This window comes from Streptomyces sp. NPDC059534, from assembly GCF_042743475.1.
In the GTDB taxonomy this organism is placed as follows: domain Bacteria; phylum Actinomycetota; class Actinomycetes; order Streptomycetales; family Streptomycetaceae; genus Streptomyces.
Genome location: NZ_JBHWAQ010000024.1, coordinates 41,056 through 56,321, shown reverse-complemented (window position 1 = coordinate 56,321; position 15,266 = coordinate 41,056). Strand labels below are relative to the sequence as shown.

General features: G+C 71.0%; 12 protein-coding genes. 11 read left to right on the top strand and 1 reads right to left on the bottom strand.

Annotated features, from left to right (window positions below; all coding sequences use genetic code 11):
- Positions 1-472 precede the first annotated feature (472 nt).
- The gene (locus tag ACFVZH_RS26455) at positions 473-1,237 is read right to left on the bottom strand and encodes an SDR family NAD(P)-dependent oxidoreductase (RefSeq protein WP_384900929.1); all 765 of its coding nucleotides are present in this window, start codon (positions 1,235-1,237) and stop codon (positions 473-475) included.
- A gap of 58 nt (positions 1,238-1,295) precedes the next feature.
- Here ACFVZH_RS26455 and uvrC point away from each other — a divergent pair, with 58 nt between their 5' ends.
- From uvrC to pgi, 11 genes are all read left to right on the top strand, one after another.
- Entirely contained in the window at positions 1,296-3,281 is a 1,986-nt protein-coding gene (uvrC, locus tag ACFVZH_RS26450; protein WP_384900927.1) for an excinuclease ABC subunit UvrC, read from the top strand.
- Entirely contained in the window at positions 3,278-4,255 is a 978-nt protein-coding gene (rapZ, locus tag ACFVZH_RS26445) for an RNase adapter RapZ (protein ID WP_384406098.1), read from the top strand. Before uvrC ends, rapZ begins: the two co-directional genes overlap by 4 nt.
- Complete coding sequence (gene yvcK, locus ACFVZH_RS26440) at positions 4,252-5,277, top strand: uridine diphosphate-N-acetylglucosamine-binding protein YvcK (RefSeq protein ID WP_384900925.1); 1,026 nt, start codon at positions 4,252-4,254, stop codon at positions 5,275-5,277. Before rapZ ends, yvcK begins: the two co-directional genes overlap by 4 nt.
- Positions 5,268-6,257, top strand: a complete 990-nt coding sequence (gene whiA, locus ACFVZH_RS26435) for a DNA-binding protein WhiA (RefSeq protein WP_017238652.1) — start codon at positions 5,268-5,270, stop codon at positions 6,255-6,257. Before yvcK ends, whiA begins: the two co-directional genes overlap by 10 nt.
- A 165-nt stretch (positions 6,258-6,422) precedes the next feature.
- Entirely contained in the window at positions 6,423-9,374 is a 2,952-nt protein-coding gene (locus tag ACFVZH_RS26430; RefSeq protein ID WP_384900923.1) for a M14 family zinc carboxypeptidase, read from the top strand.
- Positions 9,375-9,591: 217 nt separating this feature from the next.
- Positions 9,592-10,602, top strand: a complete 1,011-nt coding sequence (gene gap, locus ACFVZH_RS26425) for a type I glyceraldehyde-3-phosphate dehydrogenase (RefSeq protein WP_384900921.1) — start codon at positions 9,592-9,594, stop codon at positions 10,600-10,602.
- 103 nt (positions 10,603-10,705) lie between these two features.
- Positions 10,706-11,917, top strand: coding sequence for a phosphoglycerate kinase (locus tag ACFVZH_RS26420; RefSeq protein ID WP_384900919.1), 1,212 nt, complete (start codon positions 10,706-10,708; stop codon positions 11,915-11,917).
- 7 nt (positions 11,918-11,924) lie between these two features.
- Entirely contained in the window at positions 11,925-12,701 is a 777-nt protein-coding gene (tpiA, locus tag ACFVZH_RS26415; RefSeq protein WP_384900918.1) for a triose-phosphate isomerase, read from the top strand.
- Between the two features lie 97 nt (positions 12,702-12,798).
- A complete protein-coding gene (secG, locus tag ACFVZH_RS26410; RefSeq protein ID WP_017238647.1) occupies positions 12,799-13,029 on the top strand; it encodes a preprotein translocase subunit SecG in 231 nt (76 codons plus the stop codon).
- Between the two features lie 77 nt (positions 13,030-13,106).
- Positions 13,107-13,442 carry an RNA polymerase-binding protein RbpA gene (locus tag ACFVZH_RS26405; RefSeq protein ID WP_071891222.1) on the top strand — a complete coding sequence of 112 codons (336 nt, stop codon included), beginning with the start codon at positions 13,107-13,109 and terminating at the stop codon, positions 13,440-13,442.
- Positions 13,443-13,601: 159 nt separating this feature from the next.
- Positions 13,602-15,266: a glucose-6-phosphate isomerase gene (pgi, locus tag ACFVZH_RS26400; RefSeq protein ID WP_384900916.1), complete on the top strand. Its 1,665-nt coding sequence runs from the start codon at positions 13,602-13,604 to the stop codon at positions 15,264-15,266.

Genomic DNA, 15,266 nt, shown 5'->3' with positions numbered 1-15,266 from the left:
GTGCCCCTCTCCTGCCGTACCTCCCCCGCGGGTACGGGACGGCACGCCGCCGCTGGCCCCGCCCCCACCCCCGTGTGGGCAATCGTCCCGCTGGGGCGGGACGGGTGGGCACACGGGACGGCGCCCTTGGCGGCGCCTCCGCCCCTTGTGCCTGGGCCCGCACCAGGTTGTGCGCCGTGCTGTCGGTGCGGGTTCGGGCGCGGAAGCCTAGGCCCGGCAAGGGGCGCCGTTCCGTTGTGCCCACCCGTTCCGCCCCGGCGGAACGATTGCCCACAACGGGGGTGGGCCCGCACCGACCCGGCGGGGGTGGGACCGCAGCGGGGTGGGTCCGGAGGGTGGGGCCCAGCCCGGTGGGCCGGTGGGCGGGGGCCCAGCCCGGGTGGGGCCCAGTCCCGGTGGGCCGTGGGTGGGGCCCAGGTCGGGTGGGGCCCAGTCCCGGTGGGCCAGCGGGCGGGGCCCAGGGCGGGTGGGGTTATTGGGCCAGGTAGCCGCCGTCTACGGGGAGGAGGGCGCCGGTGATGAAGGAGGCGTCGTCGGAGGCGAGGAAGAGGATGGCGGCGGCGACCTCGTCGGGCGTGCCGAAGCGGGCCATGGGATGGGCGCGGAGGACGCCGGCGAGATACGCGGGTCCGCCGGGTTCGACCCGCGCGGCGGCGACGCGCTCGGTCTCGATGGTGCCGGGGGCGACCGCGTTCACGCGGATCCCGTGCTCGGCCCATTCGACCGCGAGGTGCTTCGTGAGCCCGGTGGCGACGAACTTCGCGGGGCCGTAGACGGCCTGCCGGGCCTGGCCGGCCACGCCGGAGACGGAGGAGGTGCAGACGATGGCGCCGCCGCCCGAGTCGAGCATGGCCTCGATCGCGTACTTGCAGGTCAGGAACATGCCGCGGCCGTCGACGGCCATGACCTCGTCGAAGTCCGATGCCTCGGCCTCGGTGATGGAGAGCAGGGGGATGACGCCCGCGTTGGCGATGAGGACGTCGAGCCTGCCGAAGCGGTCGACCGCGGTGGTGATCATGCGGCGGGCATCGTCGTCCCGGGAGACGTCGCCGACGACCGGGACGACCCCGTCCAGGGTCGCGAGGCGCTCCTCGTCGCGGTCGGCGGCGACGACGTGCGCGCCTTCGCGGAGGAACCGTTCCACTGTCGCCCGTCCGATGCCGCTCGCCGCTCCGGTGACCACGCACACGCGGTCCGCCAGCCGTCCGTGACCTTGTTTCGCACCATGATTCGCCATGCTTCGCCAACGAGTGCGCGAGGCCGGAGTGTCGGTCCCCGCCAGTAGGGTGGGGAGCATGGCAGACCCCTCGAGCTACCGCCCCAAGCCGGGTCAGATCCCCGACTCCCCGGGGGTCTACAAGTTCCGCGACGAGCACCGCCGGGTGATCTACGTCGGCAAGGCGAAGTCGCTGCGTCAGCGGCTGGCGAACTACTTCCAGCCGCTGACGAGCCTGCACCCGCGCACGGCCACCATGGTGACGACGGCCGCGTCCGTGGAGTGGACGGTGGTGTCGACCGAGGTCGAGGCGCTGCAGCTGGAGTACACCTGGATCAAGGAGTTCGACCCCAGGTTCAACGTCAAGTACCGGGACGACAAGAGCTATCCGTATCTCGCGGTGACGCTGGACGAGGAGTTCCCGCGGGTCCAGGTCATGCGCGGCCACAAGAAGAAGGGTGTGCGCTACTTCGGGCCGTACGCGCACGCGTGGGCGATCCGCGAGACCGTCGACCTGATGCTGCGGGTCTTCCCGGTCCGCACCTGCTCGGCGGGCGTCTTCCGGAACGCGGCGTCGGCGGGCCGCCCCTGCCTCCTGGGCTACATCGGCAAGTGCTCGGCGCCCTGCGTGGGCCGGGTCTCGCCGGAGGAGCACCGCGAACTGGCGGAGGAGTTCTGCGACTTCATGGCGGGCCGCACCGGCACGTATCTGCGCCGGCTGGAGAAGCAGATGGTGATCGCGGCCGAGGACATGGAGTACGAGAGGGCGGCCCGGCTGCGGGACGACATAGAGGCGCTGCGCCGGGCCATGGAGAAGAGCGCCGTCGTCCTGGCCGACGCGACCGACGCGGACCTGTTCGCCCTCGCCGAGGACGAGCTGGAGGCCGCCGTCCAGATCTTCCACGTGCGCGGTGGACGGGTGCGCGGGCAGCGCGGCTGGGTCACCGACAAGGTCGAGGCCGTGGACACGGCGGGGCTGGTCGAGCACGCGCTCCAGCAGCTGTACGGCGAGGAGACGGGCGAGACGGTTCCCAAGGAGGTCCTGGTCCCGGCGCTCCCCGAGGACACGGCGGCCGTCACGGCCTGGCTGTCCGGCCGGCGCGGGTCCAACGTCTCGCTGCGCGTGCCGCAGCGCGGCGACAAGAAGGACCTGATGGAGACCGTCGCGCGCAACGCCCAGCAGGCGCTGGTCCTGCACAAGACGAAGCGGGCGAGTGACCTGACGACCCGCTCCCGGGCGCTGGAGGAGATCGCCGAGGCGCTGGACCTGGACTCGGCGCCGCTGCGGATCGAGTGCTTCGACATCTCGCACCTCCAGGGCGAGGACGTCGTGGCGTCGATGGTGGTCTTCGAGGACGGGCTGCCCCGCAAGAGCGAGTACCGCCGCTTCCAGATCAAGGGCTTCGAGGGGCAGGACGACGTCCGGTCCATGCACGAGGTGATCGGCCGCCGCTTCAAGCGCTACCTGGCGGAGAAGGACCGGACGGGGGAGTGGGGTGTCACCGACGGTGAGGTCCCGGCGGAGGACCCGCAGGACGACGGGCGGCCCAGGCGTTTCGCGTACCCGCCGCAGCTCGTCGTGGTCGACGGCGGGCAGCCGCAGGTCGCCGCGGCCCGCCGCGCCCTCGACGAGCTGGGCATCGACGACATCGCGGTGTGCGGGCTCGCCAAGCGCCTGGAGGAGGTGTGGCTGCCGGGTGAGGACGACCCGGTGGTGCTGCCCCGCTCCAGTGAGGGCCTCTACCTCCTCCAGCGGGTACGTGACACGGCTCACGACTTCGCCATCCGCTACCAGCGGTCCAAGCGGACGAAACGCATCCGTACCAGCCCCCTCGACGCGGTCGCCGGGCTCGGCGACACCAGGAAACAGGCGTTGATCAAGCATTTCGGCTCGGTGAAGCGGCTCCGGCAGGCGACAATCGAGCAGATCTGCGAGGTCCCCGGCATGGGCCGGAAGACCGCGGAGGCGGTCGTCGTGGCCCTCGCAGCAGCGGCTCCGGCCGCACCCGCCGTGAACACGGCGACTGGAGAGATCATGGAAGACGACGGGGGCGGCACGGCATGACCGCACACGAGCAGGACCGGAACGAAGAGCAAGACCAGCACGACCGAGAAGACGGAGCAGGACACGTGAGTACGGGCACGAAGGAGACCCCCGGCGACAACGGCGCCGAGGCGGCCATTCCCGAGCTGGTGATCATCTCCGGCATGTCCGGAGCCGGCCGGTCCACCGCGGCGAAGTGCCTGGAGGACCTCGGCTGGTTCGTCGTGGACAATCTGCCGCCCGCGCTGATCCCCACCATGGTGGAGCTCGGCGCACGCTCCCAGGGCAATGTCGCCCGGATCGCCGTCGTCGTGGACGTCCGCGGCCGGCAGTTCTTCGACAACCTCCGGGAGTCCCTCGCCGACCTGGACGCCAAGCAGGTCACCCGCCGGATCGTCTTCCTCGAGTCGTCCGACGACGCCCTGGTCCGGCGCTTCGAGTCGGTCCGCAGGCCCCACCCGCTCCAGGGCGACGGCCGGATCACCGACGGCATCGCCGCCGAGCGCGACCTGCTGCGCGAGCTGCGCGGGGATGCCGACCTGGTGATCGACACCTCCAGCCTCAACGTCCACGAGCTGCGGGCCAAGATGGACGCCCAGTTCGCCGGCGACGAGGAGCCCGAGCTGCGGGCCACCGTGATGTCCTTCGGCTTCAAGTACGGCCTGCCGGTCGACGCCGACCTCGTCGTCGACATGCGCTTCCTGCCGAACCCCCACTGGGTCCCCGAGCTGCGCCCCTTCACCGGCCTCAACGAGGAGGTGTCGAACTACGTCTACAACCAGCCCGGCGCCAAGGAGTTCCTCGACCGCTACACGGAGCTGCTCCAGCTGATCGCCGCGGGCTACCGCCGCGAGGGCAAGCGGTACGTCACCGTCGCCGTGGGCTGCACGGGCGGCAAGCACCGCTCGGTGGCCACCGCCGAGCGGCTCGCCGCCCGCATCGCCGCCGAAGGCGTCGAGACCGTCGTCGTCCACCGGGACATGGGGCGCGAGTGAAGCCGTACCGCCGCCGTGCCTCCACCCTCTCGGTGCGACGTACGCTCCGCAGGCGGGGCGCCCAGCCGAAGGTGGTCGCCCTGGGCGGCGGCATGGGCCTCTCGGCCTCCCTCGCCGCCCTCCGCCGGATCACCGGCGACCTCACCGCCGTCGTCACCGTCGCCGACGACGGGGGTTCCAGCGGCCGGCTCCGGGAGGAGCTGGGCGTGCTGCCGCCGGGCGATCTCCGCAAGGCGCTCGCCGCGCTCTGCGGGGACGACGACTGGGGCCAGACCTGGGCCCGGGTGATCCAGCACCGCTTCCAGTCCAAGGGCGAGATCAACGGCCACGCCGTCGGCAACCTGCTGATCGTCGCCCTGTGGGAGCAGCTCGGCGACCCTGTGCAGGCCCTCGACCTGGTGGGCCGGCTGCTCGGCGCCCAGGGCCGGGTGCTGCCCATGTCCGCCGTGCCCCTGGAGCTCCAGGCGCTGGTCAAGGGGCACGATCCGGAGCGGCCGGAGGACGTGGACACGGTGGCCGGACAGGCGACGGTGGCGCTGACCCCGGGCGAGGTGCAGTCCGTGCACCTCGTGCCGCACGACCCGCCCGCGGTGCCGGAGGCGGTCGCGGCGGTCCTCGACGCGGACTGGGTCGTCCTGGGTCCGGGCTCCTGGTTCTCCTCCGTGATCCCGCACCTTCTCGTGCCGGAACTCCTCGACGCACTGGCCGAGACGAAGGCCCGGAAGGTCCTCTCGCTGAACCTCGCGCCGCAGCCCGGAGAAACAGAGGGCTTCTCCCCGCAGCGTCATTTGGAGGTTTTGGGACGACACGCCCCTAAACTCGCCCTGGACGTGGTGCTCGCCGACGAGGCTGCCGTGCCCGACCGCGAGTCCCTCGCCGATGCCGCCAAGCGGCTCGGCGCCGCGGTCGAGCTGGCGCCGGTGGCCGGGCCCGACGGCTCCGCGAAGCATGATCCGGAGCTGTTGGCCGCCGCGTACGACCGTATTTTTCGGATGCATGGAAGGATCGGCCCATGGCGATGACGGCAGCGGTGAAGGACGAGATCTCCCGGCTTCCCGTCACCCGGACCTGCTGCAGGAAGGCAGAGGTCTCGTCGATCCTGCGGTTCGCGGGCGGGCTGCACCTGGTGAGCGGCCGCATCGTGATCGAGGCGGAGCTGGACACGGCGATGGCGGCGCGCCGCCTCAAGCGGGACATCCTGGAGATCTTCGGGCACAGCTCCGAGCTGATCGTGATGGCCCCCGGCGGACTGCGGCGCGGTTCGCGCTTCGTGGTGCGGGTGGTGGCCGGAGGCGACCAGCTGGCCCGCCAGACGGGTCTCGTGGACGGCCGGGGGCGCCCCATCCGGGGCCTGCCTCCGCAGGTGGTCTCCGGCGCCACCTGTGACGCGGAGGCGGCCTGGCGGGGCGCCTTCCTGGCGCACGGTTCGCTGACGGAGCCCGGCCGGTCCTCCTCCCTGGAGGTCACCTGCCCGGGGCCGGAGGCGGCTCTCGCCCTGGTGGGGGCGGCCCGTCGGCTGTCCATCGCGGCCAAGGCCCGCGAGGTGCGGGGGGTGGACCGGGTCGTCGTCCGTGACGGCGACGCGATCGGCGCCCTGCTGACCCGGCTCGGCGCGCACGAGTCGGTGCTCGCCTGGGAGGAGCGGCGGATGCGGCGCGAGGTCCGCGCCACCGCCAACCGCCTGGCCAACTTCGACGACGCCAACCTGCGCCGTTCGGCCCGTGCGGCGGTCGCCGCCGGGGCCCGGGTGCAGCGCGCGCTGGAGATCCTCGCCGAGGAGGTGCCCGAGCACCTGGCCGCGGCGGGCCGGCTCCGCATGGAGCACAAGCAGGCTTCGCTGGAGGAGCTGGGCGCGCTCGCCGACCCGCCGCTGACCAAGGACGCGGTGGCCGGCCGGATCCGCCGGCTGCTGGCCATGGCCGACAAGCGGGCGCAGGACCTGGGCATTCCCGGGACCGAGTCCAACCTGACGGAGGAGCTCGACGACAGCCTCGTCGGCTGACCGGATCCGTCGCCCGGACGGAACCCCGAACTCCACGCTGCCGGTGCCTTTCTGAGGCGCCGGCAGCTTTTTCGATCCACCCGCGAGGCACCCTTGACAGGCCCATGGGCGCCCATGAGCCTGGCGTCTGTTCACGTTCGTGGCAGACAACAGCAAGGGGGGCTCATGAGACGCAGAGCGAGATCGATCCTCGCCGCGGCTTCACTGCTGATCGCGGGAGTGGCGGCGGCACCCGTCGCCGGAGCGCAGCCGAACGACCGGGACGGCGGTGACGCCCTCTCCGTATGGCGTGCCGTGGTGACCAAGGAGCAGGTACCGCTGCTCCTGGACGCCGGTGCCGACGCCCACGAGCTGACCGAGCAGGTGCCCGCGAAGGGCTCCGCGACGGTCGAGCTCTTCCTCACCGGCCGGCAGGCCGGGCAGCTGCGCGGCCAGGGCGTCGAGCTCGCCGAGCACAACCTGACCGCGCAGGCCGAGAAGCGGGTCGCCGCCGCGGGGGACGGCGTCTTCCGGCCGTACGGCGGGCCGAACGGCCTCAAGCAGGAGATCCTGGACACCGCCCGGGCCAACCCCGGCATCACCAAGGTCGTCTCCATCGGCAAGACCCTCAAGGGCCAGGACATCCTCGCCCTCAAGGTCAGCAAGGGCGCGCAGCGCGCCAAGGACGGCTCCAAGCCCGCCACGCTGTACATGTCGAACCAGCACGCGCGCGAGTGGATCACCCCCGAGATGACCCGGCGGCTGCTCCACTACTACCTGGACGGCTACGGCAAGGACGAGCGGATCACCCGGATCGTCGACTCGACCGAGCTGTGGTTCGTGCTCTCCGCCAACCCGGACGGCTACGACTACACGCACGCCGACCCCGCCAACCGGCAGTGGCGCAAGAACCTCCGCGACAACGACGGCGACGGGCGGTTCGGCGCGGGCGACGGCGTCGACCTCAACCGCAACTTCGCCTACAAGTGGGGCTACGACAACGAGGGTTCGTCCCCCGACCCGGCCGACGAGACCTTCCGCGGCAAGGGCCCCATGTCGGAGCCCGAGACCAGGGCCCTCGACGCCTTCCAGAAGCGCATCGGCTTCGCGTACGGCATCAACTACCACTCGGCCGCCCAGCTGCTGCTGTACGGCGTCGGCTGGCAGGTCGCCACCGACACCCCCGACGACGTGGCCCTCAAGGCCCTCGCGGGCACCCCGCAGAACTCGGCCGTGCCCGGCTACCGGCCGCAGGTCTCCTCGGAGCTGTACATCACCAACGGCGAGGCGGACGGACACGCCGCGAACGTCAACCGGATGCAGATGTTCACCCCGGAGATGTCGACCTGCACCACCGCCTCCCGGGTCGACCCGAACGACGCCTGGAACCCGGCCGACTGCGCCTCCGTGTTCACCTTCCCGGACGACGAGAAGCTGATCCAGGCCGAGTTCGCGAAGAACATCCCCTTCGCGCTCGCCGTCGCCGAGACCGCCGCCCACCCGGACCGGCCCGTCTCCCCGGTCGGCATCGACGCCCCCGACCTCACCCCGAAGTCCTTCGCCACCTCCTACGCCCGGGGCGGGGAGCAGGAGGTCGCCGTCACCGCGCGCAAGTCCCTGCGCGGCAAGACCCTGAAGTACCGGATCAACGGCGGCCGCACCCACAGCGAGGAGCTCGACGCCTGGAAGGGCGGCGAGACCTTCGGCGGCGACGACAACCTCTACTTCGACGAGTACCGCGCCGAGGTCGAGGGCGCCCGTCCCGGCGACTCCGTCGAGGTCTGGTTCACCGCCCGCACCCGGGAGGGCCGCGCCACCGCCTCCGCCCCCTTCACGTACAAGGTGGCCGAGCGTCCCCGCGGCGACGTGCTCGTCCTCGCCGACGAGGGCGGCACCACCGCCGCCCGGCACACCGCCGCGTACGTGAAGGCGCTCGCCGGCAACGGCCGCGGGTCCGCCGTCTGGGACGTCGCCACCCAGGGCACCCCGGACGCCCTCGGCGTCCTCTCCCACTTCCGCACCGTCGTCTGGTACACCGGCGCGGAGCGGCCCTCGGGGGCCACCCAGCTCGCGGTCCGCGACTACCTCAACGAGGGCGGCAAGCTGATCAACGCGGGCGAGAAGTCCGGCGGCCTCACCCAGATCGGCCGGGCCGAGTCCAACGACTTCGCCCAGTACTACCTCGGCGCCTACCACCGCGCGGGCCTCAAGACCCCGCCGGCCTTCGCCGGCACGGGCTCCTTCGCCGGCGCAGGCGCCACGCTGGGGGCGGCCGCCGACAACCCGCTGGACAACGCGGGCGCGTACACGGTCACCTCGGACACCCTGAAGCCCAAGGAGTTCCCGCAGTTCGCGAGCAGCGCCTCCGCCGGTGACTACCCGGGCGTCCGCACCCCCTTCGAGCCCGCCGAGGGCGCGTCCTTCGCGGCCGTCAAGCACACCGACGGCACCTGGGCCCGGCTCAGCAGGACCGTCGACCTCGGCGGTGTCGCGGCCGCGCAGCAGCCCCGCCTCGGCTTCCAGGTCAGCTACGACACCGAGCCCGGCTACGACAACCTCGTCGTCGAGGCCCACACCGTCGGCCAGGACGACTGGACGACCCTGCCCGACCTGGGCGGCGGCACCTCCAGCGAGCCCCCGGCCGACTGCGGCGAGGGCTACTACGTCCGCGACCACCCCTTCCTCGCCCACTACCTCACCGTCGGCGAGGACGGCTGCGCGTCCAGCGGCACCACCGGCTCCTGGAACGCCTTCACCGGCCCGTCCAACGGCTGGCGCCAGGCCACCGTCGACCTGAGCGCCTGGGCGGGCAAGCAGGTCGAGCTCTCGATCTCGTACGTCTCCGACCCCGGTACGGGAGAGATGGGCGCCTTCGTCGACGACACCCGGCTCACCACCGGCACCACCACCGAGGCCGAGGGCTTCGAGACCTCCCTCGGCGTCTGGTCCACGCCGGGCGCCCCGGCCGGCAGCCCCGGCAACGGCTCGGACTGGACGCGCTCCGCGGCGCTCTTCCACTCCCAGGCCGCGGTCACCACGCGGGACACCGTCCTCCTCGGCTTCGGCCTGGAGCACGTGCCCGGCGAGGCGGAGCGGGGACGGCTCATCGGCCGCGCCCTCGCGGTGCTCCGCCGCTGACGGAGCGTAGTGGGGACAAAGGTCCCACGGCGGCCCGTACCCGTTGGTAGGTACGGGCCGTCGGCCATTTTCCCTCACTTTCCGGGCTCGTACGGCTGCGCGGGATGTCACCGGCCGGCGCCCGGGGGGGTAGGGTCGTAAGCGGTCGGGGACATCCCAAAAACAAAAATCTCGCCGGCGTCGAGCACACCGGCGTACCTAACGAGGAGATCGGTTCGTGACGATCCGCGTAGGCATCAACGGCTTTGGCCGCATCGGCCGGAACTACTTCCGCGCGCTCCTTGAGCAGGGTGCTGACATCGAGATCGTGGCTGTCAACGACCTGGGCGACACCGCGACCACGGCCCACCTGCTGAAGTACGACACCATCCTGGGACGCCTCAAGGCCGAGGTCACCCACACCGCCGACACCATCACCGTCGACGGCCGCACCATCAAGGTGCTCTCCGAGCGCAACCCGGCCGACATCCCCTGGGGCGAGCTGGGCGTCGACATCGTCATCGAGTCGACCGGCATCTTCACCAAGAAGGCCGACGCCGAGAAGCACATCGCCGGTGGCGCCAAGAAGGTCCTCATCTCGGCTCCGGCCACCGACGAGGACATCACCATCGTCATGGGCGTGAACCAGGACAAGTACGACCCGGCGCAGCACAACGTCATCTCGAACGCGTCCTGTACCACCAACTGTGTCGCGCCGATGGCGAAGGTCCTCGACGAGAACTTCGGCATCGTCAAGGGCCTGATGACGACGGTCCACGCGTACACCAACGACCAGCGCATCCTGGACTTCCCGCACAAGGACCTGCGCCGCGCCCGCGCCGCCGCGGAGAACATCATCCCGACCACGACGGGTGCCGCGAAGGCCACCGCGCTGGTCCTCCCGCAGCTCAAGGGCAAGCTCGACGGCATCGCCATGCGCGTCCCGGTCCCGACCGGCTCCGCCACCGACCTGGTCGTGACGCTGGAGCGCGAGGTCACCAAGGACGAGGTCAACGCCGCGTTCAAGAAGGCCGCCGACGACGGCGACCTCAAGGGCTACCTGTACTACACCGAGGACCCCATCGTGTCCTCGGACATCGTGAGCGACCCGGCTTCCTGCACCTTCGACGCCTCCCTGACCATGGTCCAGGAAGGCAACACGGTGAAGATCCTGGGCTGGTACGACAACGAGTGGGGCTACTCCAACCGTCTCGTCGACCTCACCGTCTTCGTCGGCGGCCAGCTCTAAACTTAGGGCGGGCTTTCGATGTGAGCAGGGCTCGGGCAGCGCAACGCCGCGCTGTGCGAGCCCTGTTTGTGTGCTCCACCGCGTACCAAGGAGTCAGTGACAGATGAAGACGATCGACGAGCTTCTCGCCGAAGGCGTCTCAGGCAAGCGGGTGTTCGTCCGCGCCGACCTCAACGTGCCGCTCGACGGCACCACCATCACCGACGACGGCCGGATCCGCGCCGTCGTCCCGACGGTCAAGGCGCTCGCCGACGCCGGCGCCCGCGTCGTCGTCGCCTCGCACCTGGGCCGTCCCAAGGGCGCCCCGGACCCGGCGTTCTCGCTCGCGCCCGCCGCGGCCCGCCTCGGCGAGCTGCTCGGCGCCGACGTGGCCTTCGCGACCGACACGGTCGGCGACTCCGCCACGGCCACCGTCGCGGGCCTCGCCGACGGCGGGGTCGCCGTCATCGAGAACCTCCGGTTCAACGCCGGCGAGACCTCCAAGGACGACGCCGAGCGCGGCGCCTTCGCGGACCGGCTCGCGGCCCTCGCCGACCTGTACGTCGGCGACGGCTTCGGCGCCGTGCACCGCAAGCACGCCTCGGTCTTCGACCTCCCGGCGCGCCTCCCGCACGCCGCGGGCTACCTCATCGCCACCGAGGTCGGCGTCCTGAGGAAGCTCACGGAGGACGTCCAGCGGCCGTACGCGGTCGTGCTCGGCGGCTCCAAGGTCTCCGACAAGCTCGGGGTCATCGACCACCTCCTGGAGCGCGCCGACCGCATCCTGATCGGCGGCGGCATGGCGTACACCTTCCTCAAGGCCCAGGGCCACGAGGTCGGCAGCTCGCTGCTCCAGGAGGACCAGATCCCGGCGGTGCTCGAGTACCTCAAGCGCGCCGAGGACAAGGGCGTGGAGTTCGTGCTCCCCGTCGACGTCGTGGTCTCCGCGCAGTTCCCGGACCTCAAGAGCAAGGCCCCGACCGAGCACCGCACGGTGCCCGCGGACGCCATGCCCGCCGGTTTCATGGGCCTGGACAACGGCCCCGAGACCGACAAGCTGTACGCGTCGAAGCTCGCCGACGCCGCCACCGTCTTCTGGAACGGCCCGATGGGCGTCTTCGAGCACCCCGACTACGCCGAGGGCACCCGGGCCGTGGCCCAGGCCCTCGTCGGCTCCTCGGGCTTCAGCGTCGTCGGCGGTGGCGACTCCGCCGCGGCCGTCCGCACCCTGGGCTTCGACGAGAACGCATTCGGACACATCTCGACCGGCGGCGGCGCCTCCCTCGAATACCTCGAGGGCAAGAAGCTCCCCGGCCTCGTCGCACTGGAGGACTGACCCCCTTATGACCACCCGCACCCCGCTGATGGCGGGCAACTGGAAGATGAACCTCAACCACCTCGAGGCCATCGCCCACGTCCAGAAGCTCGCCTTCGCCCTGACCGACAAGGACCACGACGCCTGTGAGGTCGCGGTCCTGGTTCCCTTCACCGACCTGCGGTCGGTCCAGACCCTGGTCGACGGCGACAAGCTGAAGATCAAGTACGGCGCCCAGGACATCTCGGCGCACGACTCCGGTGCCTACACCGGCGAGATCTCGGGCCTGATGCTGTCCAAGCTGAAGTGCGCCTACGTCGCCGTCGGCCACTCCGAGCGCCGCCAGTACCACGCCGAGAACGACGAGGTCTGCAACGCCAAGGTGAAGGCCGCCTTCAAGCACGGCGTCACCCCGATCCTCTGCGTCGGCGAGGGCCTGGACATCCGCAAGGCCGGACAGCAGGTCGAGTACACCCTCGCCCAGCTCGACGGCGGCCTGAAGGACGTCCCGGCCGAGCAGGCCGAGACCATCGTGATCGCGTACGAGCCGGTGTGGGCCATCGGCACCGGCGAGGTCGCCACCCCCGAGGACGCCCAGGAGGTCTGCGGGGCGATCCGCGGCCGTCTCGCGGAGCTGTACTCGCAGGAGCTGGCCGACAAGGTCCGCATCCAGTACGGCGGCTCGGTCAAGTCCGGGAACGTCGCCGCGATCATGGCGCAGCCGGACGTCGACGGCGCCCTGGTGGGCGGCGCGGCGCTGGACGCCGACGAGTTCGTCAAGATCGCGCGCTTCCGCGACCAGTGAGTATGCGGTAGCGGAGTTACGTCGTACCCTTGCGGGGGTCGGGCAGGTGCCCGGCCCCCGTCCGTATAAGTCCGAGGAAGTTGGTCCAGCCGTGGTTATGGGGTTCTCGATCGCCCTCATCGTCTTCAGCGGGCTGCTGATGCTGCTCGTGCTGATGCACAAGGGGAAGGGTGGCGGCCTCTCCGACATGTTCGGTGGCGGAATGCAGTCCTCCGTCGGTGGTTCCTCGGTCGCCGAGCGCAACCTGGACCGCATTACCGTCGTGGTCGGTCTGCTCTGGTTCGCCTGCATTGTGGTACTTGGTCTGCTGATGAAGTTGGACGGGTAACTCCAATCACTGGACGCGCGTTGGGCCTTACGTAGACTGGGGCATCTTCGAGCACCATCACGCAGGGAGTTACGACCGTGGCAAGTGGCAACGCGATCCGGGGAAGCCGGGTCGGAGCGGGGCCGATGGGCGAGGCCGAGCGAGGCGAATCGGCGCCGCGAGCCCGCATCTCGTTCTGGTGCTCGAACGGGCACGAGACGCAGCCGAGCTTCGCCAGCGACGCGGCGATCCCGGAGACCTGGGACTGCCCGCGCTGCGGCTTCCCGGCAGGTCAGGACCGGGACAACCCGCCGGACCCGCCGCGCACGGAGCCGTACAAGACCCACCTCGCCTATGTGCGTGAGCGGCGCAGCGACGCCGACGGGGAGGCGATCCTCGCCGAGGCGCTCGCCAAACTGCGCGGCGAGATCTGAGCGTGGTGTGACGGTGTGACGAACGGGCCCCGCCCGCGAATTCGATTCGCGGGCGGGGCCCTTTCGTCGTTCGCGTTCGGCTTCGCGTCGCCCGCCCCTCTGATCAATTAGGTTTGGGGGTGCAGCGGGGCAGACAAGCAGTACGAGAAGAAGTGGGCGATGTCCGAGATGACAAGCGAAGGCCGTACCAGGCTCAACCGGCTGCCCGAGTGGGCGGCCCTCGCCAAGCACCGCGAGCAGCTGGGGGAGACCCACCTGCGCGAGCTGTTCGCCGCCGAACCGGCGCGCGGCACCGACCTCACCCTGCGGGTCGGCGACCTCTACCTGGACTACTCCAAGCACCTCGTCACCGGCGAGACGCTGGCCCTGTTGCGCGAACTGGCCGCCGCCACCGGCGTCGCCGAGCTGCGCGACGCCATGTTCCGCGGCGAGAAGATCAACACCACCGAGGACCGGGCGGTCCTCCACACCGCGCTGCGCGCCCCCCGCGGGGCCGTGATCGAGGTCGACGGGGAGAACGTCGTCCCGGCCGTGCACGCCGTCCTCGACAAGATGGCCGCCTTCGCCGACACGGTCCGCACGGGCGCCTGGACCGGCCACACCGGCAAGCCGGTCAGGAACATCGTGAACATCGGCATCGGCGGCTCCGACCTCGGCCCCGCCATGGCCTACGAGGTACTGCGCTCCTTCACGCAGCGGGACCTGACGCTCCGTTTCGTCTCCAACGTCGACGGCGCCGACCTCCACGAGGCCGTCCGCGACCTCGACCCCGCCGAGACGCTCTTCATCGTCGCCTCGAAGACCTTCACCACCATCGAGACGATCACCAACGCCACCTCGGCCCGCGACTGGCTCCTCGGCGGCCTCGGCGCCGGCCAGGAGGCCGTCGCCAAGCACTTCGTCGCCCTCTCGACCAACGCCGAGAAGGTCGAGGAGTTCGGCATCGACACCACCCACATGTTCGAGTTCTGGGACTGGGTCGGCGGCCGCTACTCGTACGACTCCGCCATCGGCCTCTCCCTGATGATCGCCATCGGCCCGGAGCGCTTCCGGGAGATGCTCGACGGCTTCCACCTCGTCGACGAGCACTTCCGCACCGCCCCGCCCGAGGAGAACGCGCCGCTCCTGCTCGGCCTCCTCGGCGTCTGGTACGGCGCCTTCTTCGACGCCCAGTCGCACGCCGTCCTGCCGTACTCCCACTACCTGTCCAAGTTCACCGCCTACCTCCAGCAGCTCGACATGGAGTCCAACGGCAAGTCCGTGGACCGCGACGGCCGGCCGGTCGACTGGCAGACCGGACCCGTCGTCTGGGGCACCCCCGGCACCAACGGGCAGCACGCGTACTACCAGTTGATCCACCAGGGCACCAAGGTCATCCCGGCCGACTTCATCGGCTTCGCCCGGCCCGTGGCCGACCTGCTCCCGGGCCTCGTCGCCCAGCACGACCTGCTCATGGCCAACTTCTTCGCCCAGACCCAGGCGCTCGCCTTCGGCAAGACGCCCGAGGAGGTCAGGGCCGAGGGAGTCGCCGAGGAGCTCGTCCCGCACAAGACCTTCCAGGGCAACCACCCCACCACCACGATCCTGGCCGACGCGCTCACCCCGTCCGTCCTCGGCCAGCTGATCGCGCTCTACGAGCACAAGGTCTTCGTCCAGGGCGCCGTCTGGAACATCGACTCCTTCGACCAGTGGGGCGTCGAGCTCGGCAAGGTCCTCGCCAGGAAGATCGAGCCGGTCCTGACCGACGGGGCGGGCGGCGAGCGGCTCGACAGCTCGACCGCCGGACTCGTCACCGCCTACCGGTCGCTGCGCGACCGGGACTGA

Bases quoted from the DNA above. Each gene is read 5' to 3' on its own strand.
- pgi (WP_384900916.1), top strand. From the start codon at position 13,602: ATGTCCGAGATGACAAGCGAAGGCCGTACCAGGCTCAACCGGCTGCCC.
- secG (WP_017238647.1), top strand. From the start codon at position 12,799: ATGGGGTTCTCGATCGCCCTCATCGTCTTCAGCGGGCTGCTGATGCTG.
- whiA (WP_017238652.1), top strand. From the start codon at position 5,268: ATGGCGATGACGGCAGCGGTGAAGGACGAGATCTCCCGGCTTCCCGTC.
- uvrC (WP_384900927.1), top strand. From the start codon at position 1,296: ATGGCAGACCCCTCGAGCTACCGCCCCAAGCCGGGTCAGATCCCCGAC.
- rapZ (WP_384406098.1), top strand. From the start codon at position 3,278: ATGACCGCACACGAGCAGGACCGGAACGAAGAGCAAGACCAGCACGAC.
- tpiA (WP_384900918.1), top strand. From the start codon at position 11,925: ATGACCACCCGCACCCCGCTGATGGCGGGCAACTGGAAGATGAACCTC.
- ACFVZH_RS26420 (WP_384900919.1), top strand. From the start codon at position 10,706: ATGAAGACGATCGACGAGCTTCTCGCCGAAGGCGTCTCAGGCAAGCGG.
- ACFVZH_RS26430 (WP_384900923.1), top strand. From the start codon at position 6,423: ATGAGACGCAGAGCGAGATCGATCCTCGCCGCGGCTTCACTGCTGATC.
- ACFVZH_RS26455 (WP_384900929.1), bottom strand. From the start codon at position 1,237: ATGGCGAATCATGGTGCGAAACAAGGTCACGGACGGCTGGCGGACCGC.